The organism is Enterococcus sp. 5B3_DIV0040, assembly GCF_002140755.1.
Classification (GTDB): domain Bacteria; phylum Bacillota; class Bacilli; order Lactobacillales; family Enterococcaceae; genus Enterococcus_D; species Enterococcus_D casseliflavus.
In genome coordinates this window covers 832,403-856,024 of record NZ_NGLC01000001.1, presented here as the reverse complement: position 1 = coordinate 856,024, position 23,622 = coordinate 832,403, and the positions used below count along the sequence as shown (strand labels likewise).

31 protein-coding genes are annotated in these 23,622 nt (G+C 43.3%); 10 read left to right on the top strand and 21 right to left on the bottom strand.

All coding sequences use genetic code 11. The features are described from left to right. Positions 1-222 precede the first annotated feature (222 nt). From A5883_RS04255 to A5883_RS04240, 4 genes are read right to left on the bottom strand one after another with little or no spacing between them, the layout of a single operon-like run. Positions 223-1,203 (bottom strand): LacI family DNA-binding transcriptional regulator, encoded by a 981-nt coding sequence (locus A5883_RS04255; RefSeq protein ID WP_005229404.1) that lies wholly within the window; start codon positions 1,201-1,203, stop codon positions 223-225. Between the two features lie 32 nt (positions 1,204-1,235). Next, on the bottom strand, positions 1,236-2,723 hold the full coding sequence (gene galT / locus A5883_RS04250) for a UDP-glucose--hexose-1-phosphate uridylyltransferase (RefSeq protein ID WP_086338044.1): 1,488 nt from the start codon (positions 2,721-2,723) through the stop codon (positions 1,236-1,238). Between the two features lie 3 nt (positions 2,724-2,726). Beyond that, positions 2,727-3,725, bottom strand: coding sequence for a UDP-glucose 4-epimerase GalE (gene galE / locus A5883_RS04245; protein ID WP_005229400.1), 999 nt, complete (start codon positions 3,723-3,725; stop codon positions 2,727-2,729). Between the two features lie 41 nt (positions 3,726-3,766). After that, entirely contained in the window at positions 3,767-4,924 is a 1,158-nt protein-coding gene (locus A5883_RS04240; protein ID WP_010749309.1) for a galactokinase, read from the bottom strand. Between the two features lie 150 nt (positions 4,925-5,074). Between A5883_RS04240 and A5883_RS04235 the strand changes: the two genes are divergently transcribed. Beyond that, the gene (locus A5883_RS04235; RefSeq protein ID WP_017144401.1) at positions 5,075-5,242 is read left to right on the top strand and encodes a DUF3042 family protein; all 168 of its coding nucleotides are present in this window, start codon (positions 5,075-5,077) and stop codon (positions 5,240-5,242) included. Positions 5,243-5,298: 56 nt separating this feature from the next. On the opposite strand, the gene A5883_RS04230 is transcribed toward A5883_RS04235, so the two are convergent. The 9 genes from A5883_RS04230 to A5883_RS04190 all read right to left on the bottom strand — a co-directional run bounded on the left by A5883_RS04230 (position 5,299) and on the right by A5883_RS04190 (position 11,556). Next, positions 5,299-5,655: a DUF488 domain-containing protein gene (locus A5883_RS04230; protein ID WP_086338043.1), complete on the bottom strand. Its 357-nt coding sequence runs from the start codon at positions 5,653-5,655 to the stop codon at positions 5,299-5,301. Positions 5,656-5,803: 148 nt separating this feature from the next. Then, positions 5,804-6,205 (bottom strand): rhodanese-like domain-containing protein, encoded by a 402-nt coding sequence (locus A5883_RS04225; RefSeq protein WP_005229396.1) that lies wholly within the window; start codon positions 6,203-6,205, stop codon positions 5,804-5,806. An 83-nt stretch (positions 6,206-6,288) separates the two neighbouring features. After that, positions 6,289-7,260 carry an ROK family glucokinase gene (locus A5883_RS04220; RefSeq protein ID WP_005229395.1) on the bottom strand — a complete coding sequence of 324 codons (972 nt, stop codon included), beginning with the start codon at positions 7,258-7,260 and terminating at the stop codon, positions 6,289-6,291. Then, positions 7,260-7,469, bottom strand: a complete 210-nt coding sequence (locus A5883_RS04215; RefSeq protein ID WP_005229394.1) for a YqgQ family protein — start codon at positions 7,467-7,469, stop codon at positions 7,260-7,262. Before A5883_RS04215 ends, A5883_RS04220 begins: the two co-directional genes overlap by 1 nt. Positions 7,470-7,499: 30 nt before the next feature. Continuing rightward, positions 7,500-8,168, bottom strand: coding sequence for a rhomboid family intramembrane serine protease (locus A5883_RS04210; RefSeq protein ID WP_005229393.1), 669 nt, complete (start codon positions 8,166-8,168; stop codon positions 7,500-7,502). Positions 8,169-8,180: 12 nt separating this feature from the next. Further along, entirely contained in the window at positions 8,181-8,720 is a 540-nt protein-coding gene (locus A5883_RS04205; RefSeq protein ID WP_010749307.1) for a 5-formyltetrahydrofolate cyclo-ligase, read from the bottom strand. Between the two features lie 90 nt (positions 8,721-8,810). Further along, positions 8,811-9,788 (bottom strand): FecCD family ABC transporter permease, encoded by a 978-nt coding sequence (locus A5883_RS04200; RefSeq protein WP_074536665.1) that lies wholly within the window; start codon positions 9,786-9,788, stop codon positions 8,811-8,813. After that, complete coding sequence (locus tag A5883_RS04195) at positions 9,788-10,768, bottom strand: FecCD family ABC transporter permease (protein ID WP_086338042.1); 981 nt, start codon at positions 10,766-10,768, stop codon at positions 9,788-9,790. The genes A5883_RS04200 and A5883_RS04195 overlap by 1 nt, the downstream gene beginning before the upstream one ends. After that, positions 10,765-11,556 (bottom strand): ABC transporter ATP-binding protein, encoded by a 792-nt coding sequence (locus tag A5883_RS04190; protein ID WP_086338041.1) that lies wholly within the window; start codon positions 11,554-11,556, stop codon positions 10,765-10,767. Before A5883_RS04190 ends, A5883_RS04195 begins: the two co-directional genes overlap by 4 nt. A gap of 202 nt (positions 11,557-11,758) precedes the next feature. On the opposite strand from A5883_RS04190, the gene A5883_RS04185 reads away from it, so the two are divergent. Together A5883_RS04185 and rpmG are read left to right on the top strand one after the other, a co-directional pair. Next, positions 11,759-12,718, top strand: coding sequence for an ABC transporter substrate-binding protein (locus A5883_RS04185; RefSeq protein ID WP_086338040.1), 960 nt, complete (start codon positions 11,759-11,761; stop codon positions 12,716-12,718). A gap of 137 nt (positions 12,719-12,855) precedes the next feature. After that, positions 12,856-13,005 carry a 50S ribosomal protein L33 gene (gene rpmG / locus A5883_RS04180; RefSeq protein ID WP_005229384.1) on the top strand — a complete coding sequence of 50 codons (150 nt, stop codon included), beginning with the start codon at positions 12,856-12,858 and terminating at the stop codon, positions 13,003-13,005. Positions 13,006-13,011: 6 nt separating this feature from the next. Here rpmG and A5883_RS19360 read toward each other — a convergent pair whose 3' ends face one another. Then, complete coding sequence (locus A5883_RS19360) at positions 13,012-13,308, bottom strand: hypothetical protein (protein WP_217809233.1); 297 nt, start codon at positions 13,306-13,308, stop codon at positions 13,012-13,014. Positions 13,309-13,340: 32 nt separating this feature from the next. Here A5883_RS19360 and A5883_RS19095 point away from each other — a divergent pair, with 32 nt between their 5' ends. The 6 genes from A5883_RS19095 (at position 13,341) to A5883_RS04150 (ending at position 17,045) form a co-directional block, all read left to right on the top strand. Then, entirely contained in the window at positions 13,341-13,547 is a 207-nt protein-coding gene (locus A5883_RS19095) for a hypothetical protein (protein ID WP_172462577.1), read from the top strand. 246 nt (positions 13,548-13,793) lie between these two features. Continuing rightward, positions 13,794-14,045, top strand: a complete 252-nt coding sequence (locus A5883_RS04170) for a hypothetical protein (RefSeq protein WP_061053913.1) — start codon at positions 13,794-13,796, stop codon at positions 14,043-14,045. A 70-nt stretch (positions 14,046-14,115) separates the two neighbouring features. Continuing rightward, complete coding sequence (fosX, locus tag A5883_RS04165) at positions 14,116-14,526, top strand: FosX/FosE/FosI family fosfomycin resistance hydrolase (protein WP_086338039.1); 411 nt, start codon at positions 14,116-14,118, stop codon at positions 14,524-14,526. 64 nt (positions 14,527-14,590) lie between these two features. Continuing rightward, a complete protein-coding gene (locus A5883_RS04160; protein ID WP_086338038.1) occupies positions 14,591-14,977 on the top strand; it encodes a VOC family protein in 387 nt (128 codons plus the stop codon). Between the two features lie 254 nt (positions 14,978-15,231). Next, on the top strand, positions 15,232-16,626 hold the full coding sequence (locus A5883_RS04155; RefSeq protein WP_074933091.1) for a Y-family DNA polymerase: 1,395 nt from the start codon (positions 15,232-15,234) through the stop codon (positions 16,624-16,626). Between the two features lie 143 nt (positions 16,627-16,769). Then, positions 16,770-17,045 (top strand): hypothetical protein, encoded by a 276-nt coding sequence (locus A5883_RS04150; protein ID WP_005229370.1) that lies wholly within the window; start codon positions 16,770-16,772, stop codon positions 17,043-17,045. A 34-nt stretch (positions 17,046-17,079) separates the two neighbouring features. On the opposite strand, the gene A5883_RS04145 is transcribed toward A5883_RS04150, so the two are convergent. The 4 genes from A5883_RS04145 to A5883_RS04130 all read right to left on the bottom strand — a co-directional run bounded on the left by A5883_RS04145 (position 17,080) and on the right by A5883_RS04130 (position 19,533). Beyond that, positions 17,080-17,538, bottom strand: coding sequence for a hypothetical protein (locus tag A5883_RS04145; protein WP_005229368.1), 459 nt, complete (start codon positions 17,536-17,538; stop codon positions 17,080-17,082). A 67-nt stretch (positions 17,539-17,605) separates the two neighbouring features. Continuing rightward, a complete protein-coding gene (locus tag A5883_RS04140) occupies positions 17,606-17,974 on the bottom strand; it encodes a thioesterase family protein (protein WP_086338037.1) in 369 nt (122 codons plus the stop codon). 7 nt (positions 17,975-17,981) lie between these two features. Beyond that, on the bottom strand, positions 17,982-19,196 hold the full coding sequence (locus A5883_RS04135) for a CCA tRNA nucleotidyltransferase (protein ID WP_086338036.1): 1,215 nt from the start codon (positions 19,194-19,196) through the stop codon (positions 17,982-17,984). Then, positions 19,183-19,533: a nucleotide pyrophosphohydrolase gene (locus A5883_RS04130; RefSeq protein ID WP_005231912.1), complete on the bottom strand. Its 351-nt coding sequence runs from the start codon at positions 19,531-19,533 to the stop codon at positions 19,183-19,185. The genes A5883_RS04135 and A5883_RS04130 overlap by 14 nt, the downstream gene beginning before the upstream one ends. Before the next feature lie 137 nt (positions 19,534-19,670). Here A5883_RS04130 and A5883_RS04125 point away from each other — a divergent pair, with 137 nt between their 5' ends. After that, positions 19,671-20,576 (top strand): YitT family protein, encoded by a 906-nt coding sequence (locus tag A5883_RS04125; protein ID WP_010749295.1) that lies wholly within the window; start codon positions 19,671-19,673, stop codon positions 20,574-20,576. A 44-nt stretch (positions 20,577-20,620) separates the two neighbouring features. Here A5883_RS04125 and A5883_RS04120 read toward each other — a convergent pair whose 3' ends face one another. Genes A5883_RS04120 through A5883_RS04110 form a run of 3 tightly spaced genes read right to left on the bottom strand, consistent with a single transcriptional unit; the run spans position 20,621 to position 23,497 of the window. Continuing rightward, the gene (locus A5883_RS04120) at positions 20,621-21,178 is read right to left on the bottom strand and encodes a YpiB family protein (RefSeq protein ID WP_005229358.1); all 558 of its coding nucleotides are present in this window, start codon (positions 21,176-21,178) and stop codon (positions 20,621-20,623) included. 9 nt (positions 21,179-21,187) lie between these two features. Next, complete coding sequence (locus A5883_RS04115; protein WP_005229356.1) at positions 21,188-22,447, bottom strand: tetratricopeptide repeat protein; 1,260 nt, start codon at positions 22,445-22,447, stop codon at positions 21,188-21,190. Further along, a complete protein-coding gene (locus tag A5883_RS04110) occupies positions 22,448-23,497 on the bottom strand; it encodes a hypothetical protein (protein ID WP_086338035.1) in 1,050 nt (349 codons plus the stop codon). Between the last annotated feature and the right edge of the window lie 125 nt (positions 23,498-23,622).

The following is a 23,622-nucleotide window of genomic DNA, read 5'->3' as shown; positions in this document are numbered from 1 at the left end:
TATTCTAATCAAATGCCCAACCAAGTCTCCAAAAAGATGCCTGCGTTTAGAAAAAAAGCAATAGGACAACAATACCCGAACCTTTGAAAAAAGCAAGCACGGCTGCAGCTGCAAACCGACGAGGCTGTTTAAAGGTTCGGGTAAGACGATAGTCATTTTTTGTTATTCCATTAAAACTCAGTTGACGTGTGTAAGGACATCCTTCGGTGATTCAACTGGTTGCTAGGAGGATTGGCGCGTGATCAGTTCCGTTGCGATCGTAACTTTGCGAGGAACGGGTGCTGCATTCGTAATGATATCCAGCAAGGTCGTCACTGCCAGCTCCCCCAACCATTCCGTATGAACTTTGATGGTTGACAGCGTCGGAAAGACGTACTTTGCAACACTGACATCGTTGAAGCCGATAATTGCGATCTCCTCAGGAATCTTGATGTTTTTTTCTTGCAAAGCACGCATAGCGCCAATCGCTAAGGCATCACTGGAAGCAAATAAAGCACTTGGCAACTCTTTGTTTTGCTGCAAATACTCTTTCATCGCCTCATAACCGCCCTCTACTGTAAACGGTGCGCTGAGGTGATATTGCGGGTGGTGCAGCTTCAACCGACGGAGCCGTTCCTCAAAAATTCGGCGCCGAGGGTCTTCGATTTCTTGGTGATGATCCTTGGTAAACTCAACGCCTGATAACAAGCCGATCCTTTGGTGGCCTTTTGCAATAAAGTCATCGATCACTAAATCCACCGCTTGTTGAAAGTCCACCACCAGAGAATTGACGCCCTGAGCCAATGCGTCAAAATCGACCATCAACAAATTGGCTTGGCTTTTTTTCAATTGTCGAATCTGGTGATCATCAAATTTCCCTAGTGCAATCGTTCCATCGACTGCGGTATCAGTCAATCCTTCGTAGGGTTCTTTCAGCAAACGAATCCCTAATTCTTCGGTTTTGTTTTCAATCCCGATACGGATCGCTAAATAGTAAAGATCTGCTAATTCTTCCTCGGTATCAAACCATTGGATCAAGCGCATACTACTGGTTTCTGGCTGACTCTTTTTTTTATGTTTTGTGTAATTGAGTGCTTCTGCGGCTTTAAAAATTTTCTCTTTGGTTTCAGAACTGACCGATAATTCTGAATCGTAATTCAGCACCCGTGATACAGTGGCTGGCGAGACGCCAGCCTGTTGTGCAATATCTTTGATCGTTGCCATCTTCCAGCCTCCTTTTTTTGCGGGGAACTTTTTTATAAAGTAGCTATAAAGCGAGCAAAGGCCGCTTGCCCTGTCTGGTCTCGCTTGAAGACGCCTGCATGCGTCAATACTTGTGTAAAGACTTCCCCTAATGCATTACGTAAAATCTGCGACACGTTTTCGGCATTGCATTCTGGGTGCTGGGCTTTGATCGCATCTGCCCAAGGAATATGGTATGCCGCGATTTGATTGGGCTGATCCAATAGATAAGCAGTCACTTCTTCTAGTTCCGGAGCTAAACGCGGCGGGAGAACTGCCAAGCCCATGACTTCAATCAATCCGATATTTTCTTTTTTGATATGCTGCACTTCTTGATGCGGATGAAAAATGCCGTCAGGATGTTCTTTGGAAACATTATTATCCCGCAAGACTAAGTCCATTTCAAACAGCTCTCCTTGCTTACGTGCGATCGGTGTCACCGTATGATGAGGCGTTCCATCTTCTGAAAAGGCATTGATCGAAACACTTGGATCTGAGTACTGTTGCCATTGGGCTAACACATATTGGCAAGCAGCGGCTAATTTTTGTTTGTTTTTCGCTTGTAGTCGTATCACCGACATTGGCCACTTCACGATCCCCGCAGCGACATCAGGAAAACCAGTTAAAGAAAAGCGTTGCTCGATCGGCGCTTTTGCCATGGCAAACGTGTGCCGTCCTCCTTGATAATGGTCATGAGACAAGATCGAACCCCCAACGATCGGCAGATCGGCATTGGACCCGACAAAATAATGCGGCATCACTTCAATGATCTGCAACAAGCGAGCGAAGGTTTGCAAATTGATTTTCATAGGACGATGGTCTAAAGAGAGAAAAATCGAATGCTCTTTGTAGTAGGCATAGGGCGAATATTGAAAGCCCCATGCTTCATTATCCAAATTCATACGGATGATCCGATGGTTGGTCCGCGCTGGATAATTGACTCGTCCTTGGTAGCCTTCATTTTCCAAACACAACATACATTTCGGATAATCTACAGAAGAAGCAGCAGCTCCTTCTTTCGCTATTTGCTTGGGATCTTTTTCAGGTTTTGATAAATTGATCGTGATCTCGATCTCCCCATATTCGGTATCAACTGGGAACACGATATTCTTTGCGATGGCCCGAGTCTTGATGTAATCATTTTGACGGCACAGCTCAAAGAAATAATCCGTCGCTTCTTTAGGATCATTGGCATAATGCTGCGCAAAAAAAGCATTGACTACTGAAGGCGGTGGCGTCAAAAAGTCCATCAACTGGGCTTCAAAGATTTCTCTTTCTGCGTGAGAATCGCCAATTTGCTGATTGCTTAAAGCGCATGCCACCAGCTCGTCCATCAAATCAATGGAGGACCGATCGACAGAACGAATTTCGCTGGGCTCAAAAACAGCTTCCCCGATCATGGCTAGTACTCGGTTTTGCAAATAAATACGATCCATTTCCATCCAGCCGCCAGCCTTGATTGCTAAAGTGACGAAATCGCTGATTGTTTGGCTGATCGTCATTGGTTATTCCTCCTGCCCTTGATACCCATTTGGATGGCTGACATGCCAATTCCAAGCAGTCTCGATGATTGCTTCGACGTCGGTATAGACTGGTTTCCAGCCTAAAACCTTTCGTGCTTTTTCACTCGATGCCACTAAGGTACTTGGATCACCGGCACGGCGAGGCGCCACTCTGGCTGGGATCTCTTTTTTCGTTACATTGCGAGCAGCTTCCACCATTTCTTTCACAGAGTACCCATGATTGCTGCCTAAATTGAAGACATTGCTCTCATTGCCTTTTTGTAAATATTCTAATGCCAACAGGTGAGCAGCGATCAGATCTTCGACATGGACATAATCGCGGACACAAGTACCATCTGGAGTATCGTAATCCTCCCCAAAAATCGCTACCTCTTTACGTTGTCCTAAAGCAGCTTGCAAGATGATCGGTACTAAGTGTGTTTCTGGATCATGGTCTTCACCAATCGAAGCATCCGACTTCGCGCCAGCCACATTGAAATAACGCAATGCGACATACTTCATTCCATAAGCTTCATCGCACCAACGCATCATTTTTTCCATGATCAACTTGCTTTCGCCATATGGATTTTTAGGATTTGTTGGGGTTTCTTCCGTGATTGGACTATGGTCAGGTTCCCCATAAGTTGCTGCTGTAGAGGAAAAGACGATATGTTTCACTTGATGTTCCTTCATCACTTCTAAGAGGACCTGCATCCCATACACATTATTGTTGAAATACTTCAATGGTTTTTCCACAGATTCTCCCACCAAAGAACTGGCAGCAAAGTGAATCACGCCATCGATCGTTTCTTTTTCAAATACCGATTGTAAAAATGCTTTGTCGCGAATATCTCCTTCATAAAAGGTTGCTGCTGGATGGATCGCTTGGCGATGTCCTGTCAGCAAATTGTCAACGACAACGACTTGTTTTCCTTGTTCGATCAATTGATCGACTGCATGAGAACCGATATAGCCGGCTCCTCCTAATACTAAAATCGCCATATTTTCAGCCTTCTTTCTTCATTCCTTCATCGTTTCTTATTCTACAGTTTTCGTGCACCATCATCAATACTTGCTTGATAAATGTCGGTTGCGTAGCCGATTTCTGCTAAATAGGCTGCTTTGACTGACGCTTCGAAATCAGCCCATTCACTTGCTTTGACCAATGCGATCCCGCAACCGCCAAAGCCCGCACCCGTCATCCGCGCACCTAGAACAGCAGGGTGCGCTTGAGCGGCTGCGACTAGTGTATCTAGTTCATGCCCTGTCACTTCATAATCATCTCGCAATGAAGCATGAGAGGCATTTAATAACTGGCCGAATTCTTCAAGATCACCAGCAGTCAAAGCAGCTTTTGCTTTCAATGTCCGTTGGTTTTCCGTCACCGCATGTTTCGCCCGTTTGATCAAGCGTGGATCATCGATCAATGCTGTATTTGCAAAAAAGGTTGCTTCGTCTAATGCGCCCAATGAATCAATGGCTAATGATTTTTGCAAACGAGCCAATGCTTCTTCACATTCTGCACGTCGTTCATTGTATTTAGAATCAGCCAATTCGCGTCGCTTATTGGTATTCATGATCGCTACGACATAATCGCCAAATGCCGCTGGTACGACTTCATAATTTAACGTGTTCGTATCTAAAAGCAATGCATGGTCTTTTTGACCCATTCCGATCGCAAATTGATCCATGATCCCTGAGTTAACGCCAATAAACTCATTTTCGACTTTTTTGCCAATTTTAACTAAGTCCAAGGTCGTCAGGGTTAAATCAAAGAGATCTTTTAGACAAACCCCCGTCAGCAATTCAATCGATGCCGAAGAAGAAAGACCTGCGCCATTCGGAATGTTGCCATAAAAAGCGATGTCAAAGCCTCGATCGATCACTTGCCCCGCTTCTTTTAGAAAACGAACGACTCCTTTCGGATAGTTTGTCCAATCATCTTCTTTTCGGTAATCCAGCTCATCTAACGAAAAGGAGATCACGCCTTTTTCTGGAAAGTTCTCTGAATAGAGTTGGATCAACTGGTCTTCACGTTTTCGCGCTACTGCATACGTCCCTAATGTGATCGCCGCCGGGAAAACATAACCGCCATTGTAATCCGTGTGTTCACCGATCAAGTTGATTCTCCCTGGTGCAAAATACATGCCTGTGCCTTCTGTTCCAAATTTATCAATAAATATCTGTTGCAATTGCTCCATTTCTCTCACTCCCACTTTCTTTTTAGTAAACTTATTGTAAAATATTTACTAAATTATTTCAAGCGTTTTCAATCCCAAAAGTGATTTTTTTTGATATTTTTTCCGTTTTCATTCATAATGAACATATAACTAAAGGCGAGGTGTTTAATGATGAAACGATTTCTTTCAGGATTTTTAGTAGGAACAGTCGCAACGGTTGCTGCAGCTGCAAGTGTTGTTATGACGGTCAAGAAACAAGTGATTGATCCAATTGATGAACAACAAGCGGATCATGATGAAAAACGGAAACGTGCGATGCGTAAAAGCGTTGCCCGTTAATCATTTGCTACAAAAGAGCCGTCAGCCTTCAATAGGCTGGCGGCTCTTTTAGGTAATCATTCTTCCTTCTCCAGTAAGTCCTGCAAAATCACGGCTTGATTTTGTTCTTCATTTTTCGCTCCGTATAGTAAGGTAACGGTCTCTTGTTCAGCAACCAACGCGTTTAACTGTGCCAGGGCAACTTTTGCGGGCGCTTTCTCTAATTCTTGTAGATAGCGGTCTTTAAACGCATCAAAACGTTCAGGATCATGCCCAAACCATTTGCGCAATTCAGTACTTGGTGCGACTGCTTTGATCCATAGATCGATCTGAGCTGTTTCCTTTTTCATCCCTCTAGGCCAGATGCGATCCACCAATACCCGATAGCCATCTGTCGTTTCCGCCGCTTCATAAATTCTTTTTCGCTTGATCAACGCACACTCTCCTTATTGATAGACCTAAGTTCAAATAAAGGCAAAAGCCCACAATGTAAATTGAACAATGACTTACTTGAAACACTCCGTTTGGTGTTTCGTCACTCATTCAAATTTGCTTGTGTTCTTTTGCCTTGAGTTCTCTGTTTTATAAACTATTTTTCTTTTTCGTCTTGCCGCTCCAGCCTTCATATCCTTCTTTTAGGATATAGACATTGGTAAAGCCTTCTTTACGTAATTTATTCGCTGCGCGAATACTCAACGATTTACGCGTGTCATATAAGTAAATCGGTTGATCTTTACGAAATGCGCTGAAGGAATTGGTTAAAACAGTAAAGGGAATATTACGCGCCCCTAAAATATGTCCACTGTCAAACTCATTTTTTTCCCGAACATCGATCACTTGGGCTTTCTTCATTCCTGCTTTGAATTCATCTTCTGAGATGATCGTTGCTGAACGGCGTCCCATGATTTGAAAATACGCCCAGTTCAAAGCGATTGCTAAGATGATTAATCCCAAAACCAAGTTTAGCCACATAATTGGTGTCATTTCTTCTATTCCTCTCTATTGTAACAATCATTCTTTTTTTGATTTATGCTGCTTGAATGTATCATTGCCTAGCAGCTTGGCATCTAAGCTTTTGCTGCAAATTGCAAAGCTAATGATGCTGCCCCGATCACACCGGCATCATTCCCAAGTTCTGCCAATTTGATTTCGGTACTTTCCGTTACCTGTGGGAAGGTAAACTGAGCAAAGTAGGCAGCAACCCGTTCACGTAAAAATTCACCGGCTGCTGATACGCCTCCACCTAAAACGATACTTGATGGATTTAATGTGTTTCCTAAATTTCCGCATGCCAACCCAAGGTAGAAGCACACTTTATCAACGACCATCAAGCCAAATGGATCGTTTGCTTGAGCCGCTTCAAAAATATCTTTACTTGAAACATCTTCCCCATTGTCCAGCTGCTGTTTCAATGCCGAATCGCCAGCATATTCTTCTGCCAACTGTCGAGCAACTCGCACAACACCCGTCGCACTAGAAACCGTTTCTAAACAACCACGTTTGCCGCAAGTACATTCAAACCCTTCAGGATCAACAGTGATATGACCGATTTCTCCAGCACAACCAGCAACCCCATGAAGCAATTGCCCTTCCATGATGATACCGCCGCCAACACCTGTACCTAGTGTGATAAAGATGACATCAGGATTGTTATCCCCTGCCCCTTTCCAGCGCTCACCTAAAGCTGCTACATTGGCATCGTTATCGATGGCAAAGGGGATTTTTGTGCCTTTTTCAATCAGTTCTTTGACTGGCTGAAGTGTTTTCCAGTTCAGATTGTAGGCACCGATGACGGTTCCTTTGTCACGATCGACACTTCCTGGTGTCCCCATACCAATACCGATAAATGCTTCTGGCTGTAAGCCATATAATTCTAGGCGATGATTGATCGATGCCACGATTTCTGGCACAATATGTGAGCCTTCATCAAGAATATTGGTGTCAATACTCCATTTTTGCTGAATCTCGCCTTCGCTCGTTAAAATAGCGAATTTCACCGTTGTTCCGCCTAAATCAATTCCGATGATTTTTTTGTCCATCACTTGTTTTCCTCCCGGCTTTCTTCAATTCGATGCTCCCGCGTAAGAATTCGCCGGGCAGTCAGATATACATCCCGATCTATCAAGCGACTGTCATAAAAGTTTTTCAGCTCGATTTGCATCAGTTCTATATCGTAGATCCGCTTGCCGACATATACGTAAACACCAAATTGTTTCAGTAATTGTTGTACGTCATATAACGTTTCCATTTAACCACTTCCTGCTTATTATACAAGTAATTAATATTTTTTAAAACCATATATCACAAAAATAGCCAATAAGAAAACAAAGAGTACGCCAGAGAGGATTCTGGTGTGTATCGAATATTTTCCATAGTTCTTTGGCAATGCCAAAAGATTCCCTAACAATAACCCACCGAGGATCCCCCCAATGTGTCCCCACATATCGATCGTTTGATCAAACACCCCAAAAACCAGGTTCAATCCAACGAATAGGGCAAATTGCCGTACCATTGCTTGGATGCGGTAATCATTTCTAAAATGCCAACCTAAAATCAAAAATGCCCCGAAAAGTCCGAATAAAGAAGTACTAGCGCCTGCTGATTGAACCCCTATTTGGTTGAAGGCAAAACTCATGGTATTGCCCATGATGCCGCTTAGCAAATATAAGGCAAAAAAACGGCTATGACCATAGATGGCTTCTACTTGCTGCCCCATATAATACAGAATCACAGAATTGATCGCAAAATGAGCCAAACCGAAATGTAGAAAGATCGGGGTAACGAAACGCCAATATTCATTTAAATAAACGACAAACGGACCAAACATCACCCCGCCTGATTGAATAGAGGGACTAAAATAACCTAAGATAAACACAATTGTTTGGATAGCTAAAAACAGATACGTGAAGACCGGCTGATTCAGCCATCTTTTCATTTGAGAATTCATTGACGTGCTCCTTTACGTGCGAATAAGAGAATCCGTATAGATTTTATCGATTGGGATGTCGAATACATCTGGTGTCCATTGATCGTTGAATTGCTCTCCGAAGACCAAAGAAACGGTCTTGCCATCGAAAGCTGACAAGAAACGATCATAATAGCCACCGCCAAAGCCGATGCGATAGCCGTTTTTAGAAAACGCCAAACCGGGAACAATCAGCAAATCCAAGTGATGGGCTTCTTGCTCACTGATCGGCTCTTCAACTCCAAATGCCGACGCTTCATAACGTGTTGTCGGCTCCACATGATAAAACTGCAATTTTTTCTGTTGTGCTTTCGGCACTGCGATTCGTTTGTTTTGTTCAAATCCTTTAGCAAAAATAGCCGCTGTATCAAATTCAAATGGCAACGAACGGATCACACCTACTGACTCAGCTGTTTGCCAAATCTGAGAAGAAAACAGCAACTGCAAAATCAGCGTTTCTTTCTGCTGCTTTTGTTTGATTGGCATTTGTTTTAATGTTTGGATCATGTGCTCTCTAATGACTGGTTTTTCCATTGGATCACTCCTCTCAGAAATAGTACCAAAAACTGTGTCCAAATAGCAAACTAGAATCGCAGATTTCTTGACAAGATCATGACTAGTTGCTCATCCTTCTTTACGTCGGATCAGCAAAAAGACAAAGTACGGTGCCCCCACGATAGAAATGATGATACCAGCTGGGATCTCGCCGCTTGTCAATAGCAAACGACCGATCGTATCACTGACTAAGACTAGCAGACTGCCGATCATTCCCGCTAAGAAAAAGGCACTGCGAGATTCTCTGCCGATGAGTCCCTTAGCGATATGAGGCGCCAATAAGCCCACAAAGGCTAAATTACCAGTATAGCCAACCGTACTGGCAGCCAAACCAACCGCGATCACTAAAAACCACGTCCGCAAACGGGTCAAAGAAACCCCTAAGCTAATTGCCTGCTCCTCGCCAAAGCCAAGTAAGTTAAGCCTTGGTACGGTCCAGAAAGCTGCGGCAGACAATACGATGACCCAAGGAAGCAGACTGGTGATTTGCTGCCAAGAAGTTCCCCAAATCGAACCAGAAAGCCACGCTGTTACAAAGCGATAGCGGTCTTTTGATAATTCCACCGTAAAGAGTAAGGTAGCCGCCGCCAGCCCTGCATTGACGGCGATTCCCGCCAGCAGTACTCGCTCCATCGATAACAATTGGCGGTGCTTATAGGCAATCAAATAGACCAGTACAGCAGCTAATAAACCACCGATGATCCCAACGACAGGCAAAAGCTGCGATCCTTGGGTATAAAAACCTAAGTAGATCATCACAAAGAGCCCTGCCCCATTGTTGATTCCTACGATACTTGCATCAGCCAACTCATTTCTCGTTACTCCTTGCAAGACAAACCCAGAAAAACCAAAGGCACCACCAGCGATCAGCGCTAGACAAGCCCGTGGTAGTCGAAACTCAGTAAAAGTCAGTACTTGGCTCGAAGATGCCGTTCCTTGAAAGATTTCCCCTAATGCCTGAAAGGATAAAATTGTTTTTCCCACCATGACACTTCCTAAAAAAGCGACCATCAGCAGTAGGAAAAAAACAGAGAGTGTTTTTTTCATCAGCCTTCCCTCCGTATCTTGATCAATAGAAAAGGCACACCAATCAATGCCATCAGTATCCCAAAGGGTGTCTCAAAGGGCGGATTGATCAGGCGGCCAGCCAGATCAGCGGCCATCACCAGTGTTCCCCCTCCAAGAATCGTCAAAGGCAAAATCAGTTGATAGTTTTTGCCCACCATTCCCCGCACGACATGAGGAACCATTAAGCCGACAAAACTGACCGGTCCAACAAGCGAAACCGCCATTCCCGCCAAAACTACGACTAACAGTAAGGCAGATGCCCGAATCAGATGCGGGTGCTTGCCTAATGAAATGACGGTGTCATCTCCTAGCGCTAACAGATTCAACGCTTTTCCTAGACGTAGCACAAAAACGATGGCAATCAGATAGATGGGGCCCACAAAACGCAGTTGCTGCCAAGTCACATTTGCGGCACCACCGATAAACCAAAAGGCTAGCTCTTGATTTAAATCAAATTGCAGTGACAGGGTCTGACTGATAGCTGAGAAAAAAGAACTTAGTGCCACACCAGCCAAAATCAAACCTGTAGGTGACATACCCAATTTGGCATAGCGAGTCAGTAAAAAAAGCAGCGCAGTTGCCGCAAAGGCACCAAAAAACGAAAATAGCGCCGCTTGACTCGGTTGAATACTAGGAAATAGGATAAATGCGATCGCTAATCCCATCGCAGCCCCACTGTTGACACCTAAAAGACCGCCATCTGCCAGAGCGTTTTTCGTAATTCCCTGCATGATAGCTCCCGTAACAGCAAAACAACTTCCTACTAGAAAAGCAGCCAACACACGGGGCAATCGAATATTGCGCAAGACTTGATGCAGCTGATTCTCATAATCAAAAGCAAAGATAGCATCCCAGATCGTTTCAAAGGAAAGGTCTGCAGCGCCTTGGGTGATCGCCAAAAAGAAACAGATAATAAAGCAGCCGCTAAAAAGCAGCAGCAACCAAGAAAACTTTTTCATGCTTGGGCTCCTAACTCATAGGTCAAGACCAATGGCTTTGTGCTATGAGGAAAGGTACCTAACATGGCGTCGATCTCAAACAAACGCTGCAGCCACTCTTTGGTCAGCACTGTTTCTGGTGTACCAGAGACCAACAGTTCTCCACCTTTTAATGCATAAATATAATCAGAAAAACGCGAGGCATGATTCAGGTCATGAATCGACATAATGATCGTTTTTCCGTAGGTTTTATTGATTTGCTGTAATAAGAGCAAAATTTCTAATTGATGCGCTGGATCTAAAAAGGTCGTTGGTTCATCTAAAATCACGATATCCGTATCTTGCGCAAGTGCCATGGCGATCCAAACGCGCTGTTTTTGTCCCCCTGACAGCGTGCTGATCGTTTCATCTGCTAGTGCTGTCAAACCCGTTGCCTGCAAGGACCAGTCGATCGCCGCAAGATCTTGTTCCGATAAACTATTTAGTCCTTTTTGATAGGGAAAACGACCATAAGAAACAATTTCGCGAATCGTCAAGCCAATCGATGAATCGCTAACTTGTGAGAGCAGCGCAATCTTTTTCGCTACTTCTTTGGTTTTGATGTTTTGCAGGTTTTGTGCATCTAAAAGGACCTCACCAGACAATGGCTGTAAAATTCGGGCAAGTGCCTTTAAAAACGTCGATTTCCCACTGCCGTTCGGACCAATCAAGCCGATGATTTTCCCTTCTGGCATCTCAATTGTTAGATTTTGCACAATTTTTTGTTTTTGATAGCCGACACTCAAGTCAACTGTTCGTAATTTCGCCATATTCGTCCCCAAAATAAATGATTGATAATGCTTATCAATTATGAATGTAATCCTACTATTCGTCAATAGTTCTAAAAAAAGGAAATAAAAAAATAAGATTGACAAAGGAGCGTTTCTTCGTGATAATAGCTATCAGCAAATGAGAACTATTCTCAATTAAAATAATAAGTGCTCAACATGTAACAAAGGAGGAAGTGTTTCTATGAAACAATGGTCAAAAAGAAGTACTTGGCTTACCCTGCTAGCTGCCTGCTCCCTTACCCTACTGGGTGCTTGCAGCACGAATAATGACTCAACGGATAGCAGTGGATCGGCCACTACTTCTTCAGAAATAGCAACAACCTTTACCGATGCGATGGGAAATGAAGTCACTGTTCCCGAAAACCCACAGCGGGTGATTGGTAGTTATTTGGAAGATTATTTAGTCTCTTTAGGGGTAACACCGGTTGCTCAATGGACCGTCGGCAATGACAGTGATCAAGCATACTTGCAAGACAAACTGGCGGAGGTTCCAAGGATCAACTACGATCTGCCCTTTGAAGATGTCTTGAGCTTTGAGCCAGACCTGCTGCTGATGGATAGCAATTCCATGGTGGAAGGCGACAAATATGATCAATACAGTAAAATCGTGCCGACCTATGTGGTCACAAATGGCGAAGACGTGACCTGGCGGGAACGTCTGACAGATATCGCAAAGGTGTTACACAAAGAAGAGCAAGCTGCCCAGGTAGAAGCTGATTATGATGACTTAGTCGCTGCTACCAAGGAAACGTACGCTGATCAAATCCAAGGCAAGTCGATCGCTGTATTATGGGTGGTCAATAATTCTGTCTTCATGGTTTCAGAAACAAAATCAAGCGGTCAGCTGCTGTATCACGAACTCGGGTTTGAAGTTCCCGCACTGGTTTCGGAAATCAGTGAAAGTGCCACTGCTGATTGGTCTGCCGTTTCTCTGGAAAAATTAGCAGAATTGGATGCCGATTACCTGATTTTAGTGAATAGTGATAAAGGCGCTGATTTTTTCAGTGAACAAGTCTGGCAAAATCTTGATGCAGTCAAAAACAATCATTTATGGGAATTCGGCCCTGAATCAAGCTGGCTCTACAACGGTCCGATCGCCTACACCAAAATGATCGAAGATATCCAGAGCAAATTGGACTAATGCGTTTCAAGAAATTCGTCAAGTAAAACTACTTAACAAATTTCAGGAAAAAGCTAGCATTCCCTCACGAAACATGCTATTATATTTTAGTCTGAGAGATTTCTTAGAGGATTCTTGTATCGTTAGGGGGGAAAATCATGCGCGTAAACATCACATTAGAGTGCACTTCTTGTAAAGAACGCAACTACTTATCAAACAAAAACAAACGTAACAATCCTGATCGTTTGGAAAAGAAAAAATATTGCCCACGTGAAAGAAAAGTTACTTTACACCGCGAAACAAAATAATGCTATTTAAGAAGTTCGCAAACGCTGATAACCAAGGCGTTTGCGAACTTCTTTTTTTGTAAAAACTAGCTTTGAGGTGATGGTTTTGAATGGAACTCCCCTTCTATTAGCCCTTGTTCTTTCAAACTTAGATAGTAATTGCATCGTCTCCTTGATTGCTCTTTGTTTTAGCTGCTTCTTGACTTCTCTTCTTTGGACTTTTAAGCCAATTCTTTGTAAAGTCACAAAAATAAATTTTAATGTATAGAAAAAAGGAGAAATTAAATGTTTAACAAAGAAGGAAAAGAGTTTCGTTGCAACCATTGCAAAAAAGTGATCGACACAGGGGAAGTCGTTTGGACAAAATGGCCGTTTCCGCCGAAAGCTTCTGCTTACCAACTAAAACCCAGAAAAGAATTAGCACTGATAAACGCGCCGATCCTTTGCCTAAATTGCTCAGAAAAGCTTCTCCTGGAACACCTCGAGTAACTATTCTTTTCATCGTTTTATTGTCTCTCTTTGTCCATCATAAAAAAGAGCAGGCAGTAGCCAAATTCACTTAGTGAATGTATTGCTGCTTTTTTGAATAAGCATCAGGAGAACGCATGAGCAGCAACAAAGATTTCAGGGGCGATTAAGCGGCAGCTTTATTTTCCGAAATTTTTTGCAGTATCTCTCCCGCGATTATGCGCGAGATGATTTTGGCAATAACCATAATATGAAGCCGCTCTCTCCCGTTGCCACCTTTTCTGTATACTTTGATCTCCGATCGACCCTTTCATGCTATACTGCCTATAGGAGGTGAACCCATGCTTGGTAATTTTGCGTATCTACCTAGTAACTATCGTCTGTTTTATGGCGCTTTTCTTTTTGCACTTATTGGAAATATGCTTTTCATTTTCATCAAACACCCTGCTTGGACCTTTAGCCTACCGACGGTGATTGTCCTCTTCTTAATAAATGTCTTCTTTTGGACAAAATACAAGAAGAAACTTATTCCTTGCGCAACAGATGCACTGTTTTATGTTCTGCTCTTCCTCTTGGTATTTCACAATCACTAACATAATGCTTCTTTTGATACTGATTGTTTCTCTTTCCCCTATTTCGTCATAGCAAAGGAGTGTTGATGCGATGGAGATTTCCCATATCACGTTGATCGTACAGAATTTAGCAAAGACGACAACGATGCTGGAAACATTGTTTGATGCAGAGGAAGTTTATGATAGTCAAGATCAGGCCCATTCTTACTTCCCAGAAAAATTCTTTTTGATCGATGGCTTATGGCTTGCTGTCATGGAGGATGCCTCCCAGAAGCTGCCGAAAACGTATAACCATATTGCCTTTAAAATCGATCAAGCTCGAATCGATTCCTTGATTACGCGCATCCAAGGACTAGGATTGAAGATCGAAAAAGATCGTTCCCGCAGCAAAGGCGAAGGTGCTTCTATTTATTTTTATGACGATGACAACCATTTATTTGAATTGCATACTGGTACGTTGGCTGAACGGTTGCACCATTACCGTCTGACAAAAACGAGGTGATCTTCATTGCTAGCAACTGCATTGACTGTTATGTAAAGAACGCCCACATGAAAGGAAGAAAACAATGAAACTAGATATGGTCGGTATTATCACAAAAAACATGGAACAGGCACTGGCTTTTTATCAAGTACTTGGCTTCACGCCATTAGGTCAGCACTCAGAAGATTATATGGAATTAGCAAACGACGGGGTTCGCATCTCCTTGAATAGCCGCCAGATGGTTGCTGGGATCTACGGACATGCACCAATGACTGTGGGTGATACGATTGAATTAGCCTTTTTATGTGATTCTCCTGAAGAAGTTGATGCCCTTCATGCAAAAGTCGTTGCTGCCGGGTATCAGTCTTTCAAAGAACCTTGGTCTGCCTTTTGGGGGCAACGCTATGCCATTGTCAAAGATATAGACGGCAATCTCTTAAGTTTGTTTGCAACCCTACCTGCCGAAAATTGATTTAAGCTACGACAGTCGGTCCAATGGAGCGGCTGTTTTTTTATCCGTTTTTCGGGTAAAAAGACAAAACCCCGTATTTATGTCCAATCGAATTCTGATAGTCTGAAATGAATGTATTCCTTATAAACCAATGTTTCCCATCATTATAAAACAAAAATAATCTCTCTATAAAAAAACAAATCCCCCTCATCCACTCCTGTTCGCTTGACAAAAAAGAACAAACGTTCGTATAATCTCGGTAAGGAGTGATAAAAATGGGTGGTTTTAATTATGCGCTCGAGCCAAAACGCGATATCTTATTTATCGATGTCAAAAGTTTTTATGCTTCTGTCGAATGCATCTCTCGCGGGTTAGATCCTATCCAAGCGATGCTGGTCGTCATGTCACATTCTGACAATACTGGTAACGGCTTAGTCTTAGCAGCTTCCCCAAAGGCAAAATCGGTATTGGGGATTTCAAATGTGACTCGCAATGACAACCTGCCGACACATCCCGATTTGTACAAAGCATCGCCGCGTATGAGTTTTTATATCAAAGAAAACACCAAAGTCAATAATGTCTTTCGCAAATATGTTGGACAAGACGACTTGCTGCTCTATTCGATCGACGAAACGATGATGGATCTGACCCGTACATTGGATCTTTTCATTCCCGATAAAACGATCTCTCGCGAAGAAAAACGTTGGTTGATTGCCCAGCAAATTCAAAAAGACATTTACGAAACAACGAAATTGTATGTCACCATCGGCATTGGCGACAATCCATTGTTAGCAAAACTAGCTTTAGATAACGAATCCAAACACAATCGTTCCTTGATCGCTGAATGGACCTATGACGATGTACCGACAAAAGTTTGGCAGATCGCCCCTATGACAGAGTTCTGGGGGATCGGTCGGCGTACAGAAAAACGACTTCACATGATGGGGATTGAAACGATCGAGCAATTGGCTCACGCCAGTCCTGATCTTTTACGCAGTCGCATGGGGATCATTGGCGAGCAGCTCTATCATCACGCCCATGGCATTGATCGCACGATTTTATCTGAACCGACACCACAAGTGATGGAAAAAAGCTACGGCAATAGCCAAGTCCTACATCGCAATTATTATTTACAAGAAGAAATCGAAATCGTCATCAAGGAAATGGCGGAGCAAGTTGCCGCTCGGATTCGCCGTCATCATTGTCAGACCGCTTGTATCAATGTTTACATCGGCGTAGCCTTTGGTGAAACTGCCTCTGGTTTTTCCCGACAAATGAAGATTCCGCCAACTGACAATACCCGCAAACTTGTCGCTCATTGCCTGTTTCTCTTTCGAAAATTTTATACGGGGCAAGTCGTTCGCCACATTGGTATTACCTATTCAAAATTGGTTTATACAGAAAATGTCCAGTTGGATCTTTTTGAGCAAGCAGAAACGCAGTTGCGCCAGCGTAAATTAGATTTGATCATCGATAAGATTCGTGAGAAATATGGCTTCACTTCGATCGTTCATGCCACAAGCCGAATGGAAGGCGCTCGCGCCATTGCTCGCAGCAAATTAGTCGGCGGACATGCCGGTGGTCTAGATGGGATCGCTAATATAGGACCCGTCCATCAGCAAAAGGAAAAAGAACCGTTTGCTGATGGTTCGAAAAATACTGGCACTTGATTCGTTTTTCTTTCCTTTTTGCTGACAAATCTTAAGATAACATTAACAAACGGTCCATTTTTTAAAGATTTATGTAATTTCGATTCGCCCACCTCCCCCTTTGTTCTTTTCTAAGGTACTTTAATAGCAAGGAGTGTGAGCAGATGAAAATTGACAAAATCGAATACAAACGAGTCATCAACGGTGCGGGACACCTTGAGTACGATTTGCTGCAATATTTAGAAAAGAATCGGGCGACTGCTGCACAAAACCTGAAACAGTCTGAGATCGATTACCTTTTAGAAAAAGATATTCAGCATCGTATCATCCAACATGCGCGTAAGAGTTTCTTTGGCGATACGATCGTTTTAAAAGATGAATATGCCGAAGATTATCTTTTATTAAAAAAGTATACGGATATGTTCCAAGAATCATTCTAAAAAAAACGCAGAACCAGCTGGTTCTGCGTTTTTCTTATTCTTCGAAATGTTCTTTATAAACATCATCGACTGTCTGGTTCGGGTCGATCACGATATAAAGGCTCTTCGTTTTCTCACTGATTTTTGTTGATTGGTATACGTTATCCAATCCTTCCGTATCTTTGTCCTTATATGGGAAATACACAAGATCCGGTGTACCGTTACGGTAAAGAATTTCCATCCGTTCGATATCTTCATATTTCAACGCACGGGCAAACATCCCTAATTCAAGCCCACCTAAGTTGATGTCATGCGTTGCCACATGATCGCCTTCTTGGAAGATTTCAATTTTGAACCCAGCACATGGATGAATCTCAACAAATTCGCTTCCGTGGATGCGGCCAAAACTGGTCGTGATTTGTTTGATCCACAAGTCACCGATGTAACGGCGCTCAATCGTCCATGTTTCTCCATTACGGAAATAAAATTTTAAAGCTTTCATTTCTCTAGCCATGACAAAACGCTCCTTTTTATTAGTAATACACTTTAATTCTAACACATAGTCGCCATCGGGACACAAATTAACTTTGTTTTTCGTTGACTTTTTTCATGAACCGAGAGATTTCCACTGCTGCTCGTTGATGCGTCCCATTGGCAATGATCTGTTGTTTCGCGTCTATTACCTGATAATGAAATTGGAGCCCCTGTTCTTTTTCCCACTGCACAAGAACTGTGATTGTCGCTCCAACTGGTGAAGGCTTCAAATGATTGATCGAAAACTTTGTACCGACGGTAGTAAACCCTTTATCTAAAGTAGGCTCAAGGGCTTCCCAACAGGTGTTTTCCACCATTGCTACCAATCGTGGGGTTGCTAAAACGTCTAATTCCCCAGAACCCAAAACAGCCGCAGTGTCTTGCTGTCCCACGATAAATTCTTTTTTGCTTTCCATTTTTCAGTTATCCCTCCTTTGCTAAATACGCTTGGACAAACGCTAATAGTGCTTCTTGTTCATTAGGGATTTTTCGTGTGATGACTGCAGCTTCGGCAGCGGTCAAGACTTCTTTGAGCCACGGACCAGAAGAACGATCGATCGTTTGTAGTAAATCACGTCCATTGATCGCCAACTCCTTCAGTGAATGGATCGGCAGCTGCTGATAGCGCTGACTGATTTTTGCTGGATCGTTGGGCTGATTGTCATAACGCAATAATCCTTCGGCTAAACAGGTTGCTTCTAGACCGAACTGATACAACACTAGGTCATTCCATTCGCCGTTTCGACGCGCGAGCAGTGCTTGATAAGCCGTGTGTACTTGGCGGATGCAGTCATTGGAACATTTCCAAGCTTTTAAAAAGCTGCGGACTGCCTCTGGCGCTAAACCCATTTGGTCAATGAGCAAAACCCAGGCCGCCGTTTCGTTTTCTAATGGGATCGCTGGCAGGTCTGCCATCCGCAGTAACGCCTCACCGTATTCCCGCAAGCCTGGACAATAGATATAGCATTCGGTTTCTACTAGCGCCCGTAGTGCTTGGTTCCGATGATTGCCTAAAAGCAATTTCACGAATTCAATCATGATCCGTTCAACAGAGATTTTTCCCAACAAGGCATGATTCGCATGGATAGCAGCCAATGTTTCTGTTTCTAAAACAAAGCCCAATTGACTGACAAAACGCAGCCCCCGCATCATTCGTAGGGCGTCCTCATGGAAACGTTCCTGGGGGTGACCCACTGCTCGTAAGATTTGATTATCGATATCTGCCAGACCATCGAAAAGATCAATGATGACACCATCTTCTTGAAGTGCCAACGCATTGATGGTAAAGTCCCGCCGTTTTAGATCTTCTTTCAGGGAACGGACAAAATCCACTTTGTCGGGTCTGCGGTAATCTTGATAGGCTGCTTCCGTTCGAAACGTAGTGATCTCATACTGCGCCTGCTCCCACAAAACCAACACCGTCCCATGCTCGATGCCAATGTCAATGGTTCGAGGAAAAAGCGCCTTGATTTCGGCTGGAAATGCACTGGTAGCAATATCGACATCATGAATCGGCTGGCCTAAGATCGTGTCTCGCACGCTGCCGCCGACAAAGTATGCTTCATAGCCTGCGGCTTCGATTTTTTTTAAAAGCGGTGCAGCTTCTGCAAATTCTTTTGGTAGTTTAGTCAGTTTCATTTACTTTCCCATCTTTTCTTTCAAAACGATACGCATCCCGCTGATTGAATTTTGCCATATTTTCCTCAAACACTTCAGTCAGGTCGATGTCTAGTGAATTGGCCATGATCATCGTCACAAAGAGTACATCACCGAGCTCTTCTGCCACTGTTTTTTCAACTTCATCGCTTTTTTTATTTTTTTCCCCGTAATAGTGATTCACTTCTCGCGCCAATTCGCCGACTTCTTCGGTCAAACGAGCCATTTGGGCGAGGGGGCTGAAATAGCCAGTTTTGAATTGCTGAATATACGCATCGACTTCTTCTTGCATCGATGCCAAAGAACGTTTTTCTGTCATTTTCTCCACCCTTTCTCGTTTATCTTACCAAAAGAATGGCTGCCTGCCTAGATAGAGCCCCCTTCAGGATTTGTTGTGCATTCAATGATTTCGTGCTACATTGATACTTGTGGAAGTTGAATAACGGAGGAAACAGGATGCGGGCATTTTTTTCATGGCGAACGATTCGCGATATTGTTTTGATTATTTTTGGTACAAGTATCTATGGCTTCGGTCTAGTCTATCTAAATATCCCAAATGACTTAGCAGAAGGCGGTGTGACGGGGATCACCTTGATCCTGCGAGCCTTATGGGGAATCAATCCTGCCATCAGTACACTGATCTTAAATATTCCGATCATTTTGATCGGTGGCAAAATTCTTGGTCGACGCTCATTAGTGTATACGATTTTAGGAACTTTTGGTTTGTCTTTTTGGTTGGCATTTTGGCAGAGTGTTCCCCTGTTGATCGATCTGCAGCACGATCTGCTGATCGTTGCGCTCTTGGCTGGTTTGATTGCAGGGATCGGTAGTGGGATCGTCTACAAGGTCGGGGGAACGACTGGCGGAGTCGATGTATTGGCACGTATTTTAGAGAAAAACTTTGGGGTGACAATCGGTCGTTCGCTTTTGATCTTTGATGTGTTCGTCCTGTTGCTTTCTTTGACTTATATAGATTTGAACCGCATGATGTATACCTTGATTTTTTCTTATGTCTTCACGCGCGTGATCGATTCGATCCTAGATGGCGGCTATTCAGCCAAAGGGATCTTAGTGATCAGCAATCACAGCGAAGAGATGGCTCCTGTTTTAATGGATGAATTAGAACGAGGCGTCACGTTTTTACAGGGCGAAGGGGCTTACTCAAGAGTGTCGAAACAAATCATTTATATGGTGGTCAGCGGGCGGGAGATTTCTGAAGTCAAGCGCATCGTTCATGACTTTGATCCGCAAGCGTTTGTTTCTGTCATCAATGTCCATGAAGTCGAAGGTGAAGGCTTTACCTACTTAAGACCTAAGTCGCGGTTCTTACAGCGCAAAACCGCTGTTTCTAAAACAAAATAAAGACTGAAAAAAGCAGCCCCGGTTAAAGGGCTGCTTTTTGCTTGTTAACGGCTTTCTTCTTTTTGCTGGAGCAAGTGTCGATTTACTTCATCGGAAAGTTCTAAGAAGGCATCACGATCCCCATTTTCCAAGGCTAGATCGATTTGCCGATACAAGGTATCGATTTTGGTTTTTGTTTCTTCTTTTTCAAGATACTGGGTAACATGTTGGGTCATTTCTTGATCCAAGTGGTCGTTCCAACGTTCATAAGGATTGTCTTCTAAAACTGCTAAATAAAAGGATTGCGACCAAGAATCTGGGAAGAGACATTCAAGATACAAGGGTTGTTTCCAATTCATGCGAATCTCATGAAAAATCTGATCAATGTCATAAAAGGTCTGCCCTTCGATGCTCAAGACAAACGGTTCGCCCCCAATTTCTGTACTGCGGACACTCAAGCCCCGTTTGGCTGCGGCTGCCCCTTCTACAAAATGAACATTGGTCAAGATCGCTTCATGGTTCGCCAGATAGTTTAACACCCAAGAGACTTCTCGGCGGCTGAAGGAAACGGTCGAAACTAACCAATTAAGAAACTTTTTCTTTTCTTGTACATTGATGTTCATTTCTCTCACCTATCTTTCTAATAAGTCCTCCACGATCGACTGTACTTCTAAATCACCTGGCTCATGCGCCAAATAATGTTGCAGCAAATGAAGTGCTTCAGGTAAACGCCCTTCTTCACGTAAGAAAATGCCATACTCTTTCATAAATGCTGGCTCATGGTGCAAATCAGCATTGGCTTCTTCGTAATAGTTTGCTGCTTTGTCAAAATCTTCCAGCGCATTATACGCTTGCGCCAAATTCCAAAGGGCATGCGGCTGCTCATTGTCTTCCATTCGTTCGATGGTCAAGATCGCTTCTTGCCAACGCTCTTCATTCAAGTATAAATTACTTAAGGTCAGTAACGTATCATCTTCTTTGTCACCAGTCTCCAATGCTTTTAGTAAAAATGATTCTGCTGCTTCACTGTCATGAAGTCGGTAAGCATTCTCGGCAGCAAAATGATAAAAATCCACTTGATATGGATCTTCATGAATCCCTTCTTCGATCACACGCTGCGCTTCTTCCAGCTGCTCTTCTTCTTGCAATGCTTCTGCAAGATAAAGATACAAGGCACGGTATTGCGGATTCATGACCCGCAACTGCTGCAAGTAGCGAATCGCTTGTTCATTTTCTTTTAGCTGCAAATAGACTAAAGCTGTTTGAAAAAGACGCTCATCGGTCTGTTCGTCTTCTAGGCTTGCTTCAAAATATTCCAATGCCTCTTCAAACTTGCCCGCCATACTCAATGATGTACCAGTCCGTTCAACGATCGAGATCCCCGAAATATCCGTGATTTCTTCTTCCAGCAATCCTTGATAAAGGTCAACGGCTTCTTGATAGCGATCAGTCGAAAAGGCTAACTCAGCTAAGGCAAACCGTATCAAAGGTTCATCTGGCACAATGCTTTGCGCTTCTTTTAGTTTGGCTTCACTAACTTCAGGGATACCGATCAATTGGTAAAGATCCGCACTCAATAGCAAGGCTTGCAAATACGCTTCACTAGTCGGTGGTATTTGATCAATATAGGCAAAAGCCGTTTCGATCTGGTCTTCTTCCATCGCAATTTCTGCTAAAGGAAGCAGCAAAGCTTCATTATCAGGATGTCGTTGCTGCAAGGTTTCAAATAACGTTTTCGCCTCTTCCAAAAAGCCGATCTGCAATAGTTCATCACCTAAAGCGCCTAATGTCTCATCATCATCTTTTTGCAGAGCTTCGGTAAAATTTAATTGTGCTTCAGCCAGTTCTTCCGCGGCTAATGCTTTTAACATTTTTTCACTATATGTTTCCATTTAGACCCCTCGAATCTCATTGATTAATCGCTGATAAGTCTCCATCGTCTGGACGAGATCTTTTTCCTCGATTTTTGTTCTGCCCCCTATTGTACCAACTTTTGCCAAAAATAACAGTTTTTTTTCTTTTCGCTGCAATTCCAGTACATGACTGAAATATTCGCTTAATGAAAAAGACTCGGGCAATTCGATAGGAAAACCCAATCGGGCAAGCCATTGGCAGAACACGGGCAGATCGACAGTCAATTGCTGCTGCTGGACGGTCCACATAAAATGAAACAAAAAGCCAAAGAATAATTTCATCGCATCAGACAGCAAGTGCCCATTTTCCGTTCGATAAGCAGCATCGGCAAAGAGTTGGCCAAACTCCTCCAATTCGCTGCCTGATTGCTGGTATAGTTGGATCAACCGATCGGTATACGCAGCCAACGAATGTCTCATCAACGCCTGATGACTGGGATAGGTTCGATAAAGCTCTTTTAAAAACTCACTATCGGCAAGCACGCCACAACGAATCAGAGTCAAAAAATCGACCAATTTCCCATCGATCTGTTTTTCTGCGATCGTCTGATCGTAAATAACAAATTCGGGTGTATTAGGATTTTCCAGCATCGGGATATCTGGCTTTTTCACAACGATCGCTGTTTCTTTCACACTTTTAGCTAAGGCCCGCAAGGAAACGGGAATCAGCCAAAGCTGTGTCGTCAGAACCGACGTCGCGTGGATAAAACTGCTCAATGCCAACACGCCTTCATTCCCAAAACCGACGATCAACAGCGGCTCTTGTTTTGAAAAGCGACCGAAGAAATCCATTGCAGCTTTAAACTCGCTAAAGTTGTTGCAATACATTTGATTGGTACAAATATACCAATTGACCTCTCGTGGCAAAAACAGGCGGGTCAATTTTTCTGAAAAGCGGTCATAATAGCGCTGATTCGTCAAAATGATCACCTGCTGCGGCTCGATCGACTGTTCTCTCATGACCGATGCTAGTGTTTCACCATAAGAAATTTGGGTTTCTTGTTCATTTCGGAAAAAAACAGCTTCCATCGGCTCACTCCTTTGCTACTACTTCCTATTATAACAAGAAGCCGCTTAAACACCTACTAAATCGCTAATGATTAGGAAGTATTTTCCTGCGATTGGTTCAATGATCCGATAAAAAGCAAAAAACA

Excerpts from the sequence above, each read along its gene's own strand:
- A5883_RS04170 (WP_061053913.1), top strand. The coding sequence starts at position 13,794 with ATGCTTGGTAATTTTGCGTATCTACCTAGTAACTATCGTCTGTTTTAT.
- A5883_RS19360 (WP_217809233.1), bottom strand. The coding sequence starts at position 13,308 with ATGGTTGCAACGAAACTCTTTTCCTTCTTTGTTAAACATTTAATTTCT.
- A5883_RS04210 (WP_005229393.1), bottom strand. The coding sequence starts at position 8,168 with ATGAATTCTCAAATGAAAAGATGGCTGAATCAGCCGGTCTTCACGTAT.
- A5883_RS04195 (WP_086338042.1), bottom strand. The coding sequence starts at position 10,768 with ATGAAAAAGTTTTCTTGGTTGCTGCTGCTTTTTAGCGGCTGCTTTATT.
- A5883_RS04225 (WP_005229396.1), bottom strand. The coding sequence starts at position 6,205 with ATGACACCAATTATGTGGCTAAACTTGGTTTTGGGATTAATCATCTTA.
- A5883_RS04205 (WP_010749307.1), bottom strand. The coding sequence starts at position 8,720 with ATGGAAAAACCAGTCATTAGAGAGCACATGATCCAAACATTAAAACAA.
- A5883_RS04160 (WP_086338038.1), top strand. The coding sequence starts at position 14,591 with ATGAAACTAGATATGGTCGGTATTATCACAAAAAACATGGAACAGGCA.
- A5883_RS04255 (WP_005229404.1), bottom strand. The coding sequence starts at position 1,203 with ATGGCAACGATCAAAGATATTGCACAACAGGCTGGCGTCTCGCCAGCC.
- A5883_RS04110 (WP_086338035.1), bottom strand. The coding sequence starts at position 23,497 with ATGGAAGCTGTTTTTTTCCGAAATGAACAAGAAACCCAAATTTCTTAT.
- A5883_RS04235 (WP_017144401.1), top strand. The coding sequence starts at position 5,075 with ATGAAACGATTTCTTTCAGGATTTTTAGTAGGAACAGTCGCAACGGTT.
- A5883_RS04115 (WP_005229356.1), bottom strand. The coding sequence starts at position 22,447 with ATGGAAACATATAGTGAAAAAATGTTAAAAGCATTAGCCGCGGAAGAA.
- galT (WP_086338044.1), bottom strand. The coding sequence starts at position 2,723 with ATGACGATCAGCCAAACAATCAGCGATTTCGTCACTTTAGCAATCAAG.
- A5883_RS04125 (WP_010749295.1), top strand. The coding sequence starts at position 19,671 with ATGCGGGCATTTTTTTCATGGCGAACGATTCGCGATATTGTTTTGATT.
- rpmG (WP_005229384.1), top strand. The coding sequence starts at position 12,856 with ATGCGCGTAAACATCACATTAGAGTGCACTTCTTGTAAAGAACGCAAC.
- galE (WP_005229400.1), bottom strand. The coding sequence starts at position 3,725 with ATGGCGATTTTAGTATTAGGAGGAGCCGGCTATATCGGTTCTCATGCA.
- A5883_RS04150 (WP_005229370.1), top strand. The coding sequence starts at position 16,770 with ATGAAAATTGACAAAATCGAATACAAACGAGTCATCAACGGTGCGGGA.
- A5883_RS04185 (WP_086338040.1), top strand. The coding sequence starts at position 11,759 with ATGAAACAATGGTCAAAAAGAAGTACTTGGCTTACCCTGCTAGCTGCC.
- A5883_RS04140 (WP_086338037.1), bottom strand. The coding sequence starts at position 17,974 with ATGGAAAGCAAAAAAGAATTTATCGTGGGACAGCAAGACACTGCGGCT.
- A5883_RS04145 (WP_005229368.1), bottom strand. The coding sequence starts at position 17,538 with ATGGCTAGAGAAATGAAAGCTTTAAAATTTTATTTCCGTAATGGAGAA.
- fosX (WP_086338039.1), top strand. The coding sequence starts at position 14,116 with ATGGAGATTTCCCATATCACGTTGATCGTACAGAATTTAGCAAAGACG.
- A5883_RS04220 (WP_005229395.1), bottom strand. The coding sequence starts at position 7,260 with ATGGACAAAAAAATCATCGGAATTGATTTAGGCGGAACAACGGTGAAA.
- A5883_RS04135 (WP_086338036.1), bottom strand. The coding sequence starts at position 19,196 with ATGAAACTGACTAAACTACCAAAAGAATTTGCAGAAGCTGCACCGCTT.
- A5883_RS04200 (WP_074536665.1), bottom strand. The coding sequence starts at position 9,788 with ATGAAAAAAACACTCTCTGTTTTTTTCCTACTGCTGATGGTCGCTTTT.
- A5883_RS04120 (WP_005229358.1), bottom strand. The coding sequence starts at position 21,178 with ATGAACATCAATGTACAAGAAAAGAAAAAGTTTCTTAATTGGTTAGTT.
- A5883_RS04215 (WP_005229394.1), bottom strand. The coding sequence starts at position 7,469 with ATGGAAACGTTATATGACGTACAACAATTACTGAAACAATTTGGTGTT.
- A5883_RS04240 (WP_010749309.1), bottom strand. The coding sequence starts at position 4,924 with ATGGAGCAATTGCAACAGATATTTATTGATAAATTTGGAACAGAAGGC.
- A5883_RS04155 (WP_074933091.1), top strand. The coding sequence starts at position 15,232 with ATGGGTGGTTTTAATTATGCGCTCGAGCCAAAACGCGATATCTTATTT.
- A5883_RS04190 (WP_086338041.1), bottom strand. The coding sequence starts at position 11,556 with ATGGCGAAATTACGAACAGTTGACTTGAGTGTCGGCTATCAAAAACAA.
- A5883_RS04130 (WP_005231912.1), bottom strand. The coding sequence starts at position 19,533 with ATGACAGAAAAACGTTCTTTGGCATCGATGCAAGAAGAAGTCGATGCG.